This is a genomic window from Cobetia sp., assembly GCF_983723665.1.
In genome coordinates, this window is record NZ_CFDJES010000025.1 from 1 (window position 1) to 7003 (window position 7003).

The 7003-nt window shown below is 63.1% G+C and carries 3 protein-coding genes and 1 pseudogene; all 4 read right to left on the bottom strand.

Going from position 1 to position 7003, the window contains the following annotated elements; all coding sequences use genetic code 11:
• Positions 1-191: pseudogene (locus AC4FAH_RS04315) on the bottom strand (intermembrane transport protein PqiB); the annotation flags it as partial.
• The gene (locus AC4FAH_RS04320) at positions 188-1690 is read right to left on the bottom strand and encodes a PqiA/YebS family transporter subunit (protein ID WP_490245687.1); all 1503 of its coding nucleotides are present in this window, start codon (positions 1688-1690) and stop codon (positions 188-190) included. The gene AC4FAH_RS04320 and the pseudogene AC4FAH_RS04315, both read right to left, overlap by 4 nt.
• 376 nt (positions 1691-2066) lie before the next feature.
• Positions 2067-5198, bottom strand: a complete 3132-nt coding sequence (locus AC4FAH_RS04325) for an efflux RND transporter permease subunit (protein WP_490245688.1) — start codon at positions 5196-5198, stop codon at positions 2067-2069.
• A gap of 101 nt (positions 5199-5299) precedes the next feature.
• Positions 5300-6598 (bottom strand): efflux RND transporter periplasmic adaptor subunit, encoded by a 1299-nt coding sequence (locus AC4FAH_RS04330; RefSeq protein ID WP_288990431.1) that lies wholly within the window; start codon positions 6596-6598, stop codon positions 5300-5302.
• Between the last annotated feature and the right edge of the window lie 405 nt (positions 6599-7003).

Genomic DNA, 7003 nt, shown 5'->3' on the forward strand with positions numbered 1-7003 from the left:
CGGGTCTTGATCAGGGTCTTGCCCGCCTCGATACCTTCCGCCGTCTCCATTTCGATCGTGATCAGCGGGCCACGGCTGGCGTAGTTGTGCCACACCATCCAGGCGCCGATCAGCAGGGCCACGATCGGGACTATCCAGATCGGCGAAAGGCGGCGTCGACTTTCACGACGTGCGCGAGAATCATCACTCATAAGTCATCCTGTGAGGCGGCAGCGGAAGGGGGATTGCGGGAGGCATTCGGGGGCGTGAATGGCGTCGTGAACGGAGGCGTGGCCTGCGAGGACGAAGCAAGAGACGCGGAGCCCGTCAGCGGCGTCAGCGGCAGATCACCGAACAGCGTGTTCGCCATCATCGTCTTCTCCGTCTCGGTGTCCCAGACAAGGCGTGGGTCGAAGCTCAACGCCGACAGCATCGTCAGCACCACCACGCAGGCAAAGGACAGCGCCGCGGGCCCCGGGTGGACCGAAATCAGCGCGCCCAGCTGGATCAACGCGGCCAGCAGCGCCACCACGAAGACATCGACCATCGACCAGCGCCCGACATATTCGGTGATGCGGTACAGGGTCACCCGCGCCCGCGCATGCTGCACCTCGGGGCGCTGGGCGCTGATGCACAGCCAGGCGATGGCGATCATCTTCGAGGCCGGCACCAGGATGCTGGCGATGAAGATGACCATCGCGATGGGCCAGTCACCATGTGACCAGAGCACCACGATGCCACCGGCGATCGTCTGCGGGTCATTCTCCCCGAGACTGACCGTGGTCATGATCGGGAAGAGATTGGCGGGGATGTACAGAATCGCCGCCGCGATCAGCCACGCCCAGGTACGCTGCAGGCTCTGCGTCTTGCGCTGATGGACAGGGTCGCCACAGCGGCGGCAGTGAGTGTGCGCCTCCCGTTCGCCGCAGGCGTTGATCAGGCCGCAGCTATGGCAACTGGCCAGTCCCTGCAAGGCGGCGCCGATGCCCGGCAGCGTACCGCTGGGGGCGGCTGGCTCGCCCGCCAGCGCGAACCACATGCGATCCCCATCGATGCTGGCCAGCGTCTTGGTCATCAGCAGGGCGAAGGCGCAGAACGCCCAGAAGGAAGGGCCGAAACTGATATCGGCCATGCCGGCGATCTTGACCAGGCTCACCATCACGCCGACCAGAAACACATCCGCCATCATCCATGGGCGCAGGTGGCTCAGGGTGCGCGCAATGCCGCGAATGCCCGGCAAGGGCAGTTTCAGCCCGATGGCTGCATGGGTGTATATGACGCCCAGCAGGTAGAGCGCCGGCAGCATCACGATGGTCAGGATCAGCAGCACGGCCAGGGAAGGATAGGACTCGGCCGTGAGGGCGGCGGGCGTATCGATCAGGCTGAGGCTCGCCGAGATGCCACTGGTGGCAAAGGCGATGAACTCGAAGGGCAGCGTCAGCACCAGCATCACCAGGCACGCCATCGCCAGTGCCAGGGTGCGTTGCACGGCATGGGCGTGGCGCTGGGCGAACAGATGATCGCAGCGCGGGCAGCGGGCGCGCTCGCCGGCCTTGAGCGCCGGCAGGGCCACGACGAGGTCGCAGCACTCGCAGGCACGCATCCGTCGCCGTGACACGCCTGACGTGACAGGCGCGAACACCTGCGGCGGATCACGGGTTTCAAAGGTACGCCGGGTGTAGCGGCGCAGGGCAGCAAGGGGACGAGGCATGTCGCTCCAGCGGGATCGGGTGGTGTATCGCCGTGCCGCGCGTGTTCGGGGCATGCGCAGAGGCGTTGTCAGTCGCGGCTTGACCACGCCTGCGGCTGCGCTCTTGGGACAGCGCTCTCGAGGATGCGCCGTCAGCGGCCTGGCCCCATGCACACGCGGCCCTGCGAAGGTATAGGAGTTGTGGAAGCACCAGGCCTGCGCAGGCAAACAGTGTTCGATAGTAGCATGATGCCGCAAAAGGCTGATGGCACTCAATGCTTGCCGCGTGAGCGCGCCTGTTTTTGCCAAGCTGCAAACAGGCACGCCGCCCGGAGAGGGCGGCGTGCAGGGCCGTCACGCAATGTGACAGCAATGAGGCTTCTGTCGTGATCAGAGATCAGACAAGGTCATCCTCCTGGCGGGCCGCTTCGTGGGCTCGCTTGAGGTCCTTCGGCTCACCGAAGAGGCGGCGCACGACCACATAGCAGACCGGCACCAGGAAGATCGCCAGCACCGTGGCCGAGATCATCCCGCCGATCACGCCGTTGCCGATGGCGTGACGGCTGGCGGCACCCGCACCCGTCGAGATGGCCAGTGGCACGGCACCCAGGGTGAAGGCCAGCGAGGTCATCAGGATCGGGCGCAGACGCATGCGCACGGCTTCCATGGTGGCATCGATCAGCGAGCGACCTTGCACTTCAAGGTCCTTGGCGAACTCGACGATCAGGATCGCGTTCTTGGCCGAGAGCCCGATGGTCGTCACCAGGCCGACCTGGAAGTAGACGTCATTGTCGAGTCCGCGCATCCAGGTGGCGAGCAGGGCACCCAGCACCCCCAGCGGTACCACCAGCATGACGGAGAACGGAATGCTCCAGCTCTCATACAGCGCGGCCAGACACAGGAAGACGAAGACCAGCGAGATGGCATACAGATACGGTGCCATGCCGCCACTCTGGGATTCCTGCAGCGAGATGCCGGTCCATTCCAGCGCGACGCCATTGTTGAGCTGGCTGACCATCTCTTCCATGGCCTGCATGGCCTCACCGGTGGAGTAACCCGGTGCCGCCTGTCCCAGCAGTTCCATCGAGGAGACGCCGTTGTAGCGTTCCAGCTGCGGCGACCCGTAGGTCCACTCGCCGTTGATGAAGGCGCTCAGCGGCACCATCTCGCCGGAGGTGTTGCGGACGTACCACTTCTTGAGGTCTTCCGGCTGCATGCGGGCACTGGCTTCCGCCTGCACATAGACCTTCTTGGTACGACCCTCGTCGAGGAAGTCATTGACGTAGGTCGAGCCCCACGCCGTGGAAAGCGTCGAGTAGACCTCTGACAGCGAGACGCCCATCGCCGTCGCCTTGAGTTCATCGATATTGAGCGTGAACTGCGGGCTGTCTTCCAGACCATTGGGGCGCAGGCCGGTCACGGCCGGGTTCTGGCCCGCCATGCCCAGCAGCTGGTTGCGCGCGTCGGTCAGTGCCTTGTGGCCGATGCCGCCACGGTCGACCAGCATCATGTCGAAGCCGCTGGCGTTGCCCAGCTCCATGATCGGCGGCGGGTTGATGGCGAAGACCAGGGCTTCCTTCAAGGTGCCGAAGTAGCTCTGTGCTTCACTGACCACGCTGAAGGAATCGCGCTCGCGCTCATCCCACGGCTTCAGGTTGATGAAGGCCAGGCCCATGTTCTGACCGCGACCGGCGAAGCTGAAGCCGGCGACGTCGAACATTTCCTGAACCGCATCTTCCTGATCGACCAGGAAGTGATGCTCGACCTTTTCCAGCGTCTCGAGCGTCTGCTCCTGAGTGGAGCCCACCGGCAGGATGACCTGATTGAACAGATAGCCCTGATCCTCATCCGGCAGGAAGCCGGTCGAGATGCGCGTGAACACCACGCCACAGCCGACGACGATCAATGCATAGACCAGCATCGAGCGACCGGTGCGCTTGAGCATGCCGCCAACGCCTTTCTGGTAGCGCGCGTTGGAGCGATCGAAGACCCGGTTGAAGAGGCCGAAGAAGCCGGTGGTCTTCTCCTTGGTCGGCTTGAGCAGGGTGGCGCACAGGGCCGGCGTCAGGATCAACGCCACCAGTACGGACAGCGTCATCGCCGAGACGATGGTCACCGAGAACTGACGGAAGATCGCGCCGGTGGTGCCGGGGAAGAAGGCCATCGGAATGAACACGGATGACAGCACCAGGCCGATACCCACCAGCGCGCCGGTGATCTGGCCCATCGACTTGCGAGTCGCTTCCAGTGGCGAGAGCTTCTCTTCGTGCATGACGCGCTCGACGTTTTCGACCACCACGATCGCATCGTCGACCAATAGCCCGATGGCGAGCACCATGGCGAACATCGTCAGGGTATTGATGGAGAAGCCCAGCACTTCCAGCACCCCGAAGGTGCCCAGCAGCACGACCGGCACCGCGATGGTCGGAATCAGGGTGGCGCGGAAGTTCTGCAGGAACAGCAGCATCACCAGGAAGACCAGTGCCACGGCTTCCAGCAGTGTCATCACCACTTCTTCAATGGAAATCTTGACGAAGGGCGAGGTGTCGTACGGAACCTTGACGCTCATGCCCGGCGGGAAGTAGGCGGACAGCTCATCGAGGCGGTCCTTGACGGCCTGGACGGTGTCCAGCGCGTTGGCGCCCGAGGCCAGCTTGATCCCCAGGCCTGCAGCAGGCTTGCCGTTGTAGCGGCTGACGGTGCTGTAGGTCTCGGCGCCTTTCTCGGCGCGACCGACGTCACGCAGATAGACCTGAGAGCCATCTTCCTGGGTCTTGAGCAGGATGTTGCCGAACTGCTCCGGCGTTTCAAACAGGGTCTGCGCCACGATGGTGGCGTTGAGCTGCTGGCCTTCTTCCGCCGGCAGATTGCCCAGCTGGCCCGAGGCGATCTGGTTGTTCTGCGTGCTGATGGCCGTGGTGACGTCGCTGGTGGTCAGCTTGAAGTTGTTGAGCTTCTGCGGGTCGAGCCAGACACGCATGGCCCCTGGCGCGCCGAATAGCTGGGTCTCGCCGACGCCCTGGACACGCGCGACCTCATCCTGGATGTCGGAGGCGACATAGTCGGTCAATTGCTGCTTGGTCATGCTGCCATCGTCAGAGACGAAGGCCGCGACCATCAGGAAGCTGCCGGAGGACTTGGTGACCGAGACACCTTGGTTTTGTACGGATTGCGGCAGGCGCGGAGTGGCCAGCTGCAGCTTGTTCTGTACCTGAACCTGGGCGATGTCGGGGTCGGTGCCGGTATCAAAGCTCAGCTCGATGCTGGCGTTGCCCTGGGAGTCCGAGGTCGAGCTCATGTACAGCAGATTGTCGATGCCGTTCATCTGCTGCTCGATGACCTGGGTCACCGTGTCTTCCACCGTCTGGGCGGAGGCACCGGAGTAGGTGGCCTGAATGGTGATGCTGGTAGGGGCCAGCGAGGGGTACTGCTCGATCGGTAGCTTGAGGATACTGAAGATACCCCCCAGCATCACGATGATGGCGAGCACCCAGGCAAAGATAGGGCGATCGATGAAGAATCTGGCCATGACGTTTGAGGCTCCTGGAACGTCGTTCGGGACGGTCGCCAGTCACACGAGAAGCGTCTCTCGTCTGACTGGCGACAGTGGCGCGAAAAGCGGGGGCAGGCTTACTGGCTATCGCCGGTCTTGGCCTGTTCACTTTCCGAGGAGTCGCTGCTGGCAGCAGTCCGCGACTGAGATGCGGCGTTCTGGTCAGTGCCTGTCTCGTCCGAGGCGATCTCGACCGTGGCACCCGGCTTGATCTTCTGCAGACCGCTGACGATGACCTTGTCATTGCTGTCGAGGCCGCTGGTCACCAGCCACTGATTGTCGATGGCCTGACCGATCACGACCTGCTTGGCCTCGACCTTGTTCTCGGCATTGACCGTCATCACGCTGGCCTGGCCCGTGCTGTCACGGCTCACGGCCTTCTGCGGAATCAGGATGGCATCCTTGGCGACGGCTTCGGTCAGGCGGGCACGCACGAACATGCCCGGCAACAGCAGCTCATCTTCGTTGGGGAACAGTGCGCGCAGCGTGACCATGCCGGTCCCCTGGTCGACAGTGACATCCGCGAACTGCAGCTTGCCCTTGGCGCCATAGACGCTGCCGTCTTCCATCACCAGCTCGACTTCCGTCTGGACCGGGGCGGTGGCGGCATCGCGATTCTCGCCCAGCTCACGCTTGAGACGCAGCACCTCGGTGGCGGACTGGGTCAGGTCGACATAGATGGGGTCCAGCTGCTGGACGGTGGCCAGGCTGGTTTCCTGACTGGCCGTGACCAGTGCGCCCTTGGTGACGCTGGACTTGCCGATACGACCACTGATCGGTGAGGTGACCTTGGTGTAATCCAGGTTGATCTGCGCGCTGGATACCGCGGCCTTGGCCGAGGCGACATCGGCACGGTCTTCGCCGACGGTGGCCACGGCATCGTCATAATCCTGCTGGCTGACCATCTTACGCGCGACGAGGTTCTTGTAGCGCTTGGCCTTGAGGCTCGAGGTGTTGAGGCTCGCCTCGGCACGCGCCAGGCTTGCCTTGGCGCTCTCGACATCGGCGCGATAGGTGCGCGAATCGATGTGATAGAGCACCTGACCTTCCTCGACGTCACTGCCTTCGGTGAAGTCGCGCGATTCGATGATGCCGCCGACCTGCGGACGCACTTCCGCGATCTGATAGGCACGCGTGCGGCCCGGAAGTTCGGTGGTGAGCGGTACATCCTGGGCAGTGACGGTGACGACATCGACCTGAGCGGCCTGGCTGGCGCCTGCGGCGGAGCTTTGGCCAGCCTCCTCCTTGTCGCCGCTACAGCCGGCCAGCAGGGCACCGACCAGCAGCAGGCTTGCCGGAAGCAGGCCGAGGCGGCGGGCATTGAAAGCCAATGGGTGTCTCTGCAAGCGGGATTGACTGGGGGAAGTCGGGGCCATGGAGCGTCCTTTACGAAATTCAGGGGCTGAAGTGCGTCACTATCGCCACATTGTGACTCACCGCAGGCGCGGCAGGTCAAAGCAACGATGTCATGATGAGGAAGATATTTAGCCCGCTATTCTATCGGAATGGCGAGGCGACTGTATGGTTGTTTTGTGCAGTTATTGCGCACCCTGTTGCAACAGATTGTTGCCATGTGAGCAGCATTCTGAACGTCATCGAGGGGGATGCAAGACAATGCAATTCGCTTGCCATGCCCGCAGGCGTGCACATGCCTCGCCTCACGCAAGGTGCGTGCACAAGTCAGGTGAGGCCAGGGCAGTGATGGTGCATCAATATGCGCAAATTCTGAATAAGTTATCAGATCGAAGTGTCTGAATGATGAACTCCCCGGCCCTGTACGC

What these genes read in the sequence shown, in the direction of transcription:
- AC4FAH_RS04320 (WP_490245687.1), bottom strand. Translation starts at nt 1,690, where the DNA reads ATGCCTCGTCCCCTTGCTGCCCTGCGCCGCTACACCCGGCGTACCTTT.
- AC4FAH_RS04325 (WP_490245688.1), bottom strand. Translation starts at nt 5,198, where the DNA reads ATGGCCAGATTCTTCATCGATCGCCCTATCTTTGCCTGGGTGCTCGCC.
- AC4FAH_RS04330 (WP_288990431.1), bottom strand. Translation starts at nt 6,598, where the DNA reads ATGGCCCCGACTTCCCCCAGTCAATCCCGCTTGCAGAGACACCCATTG.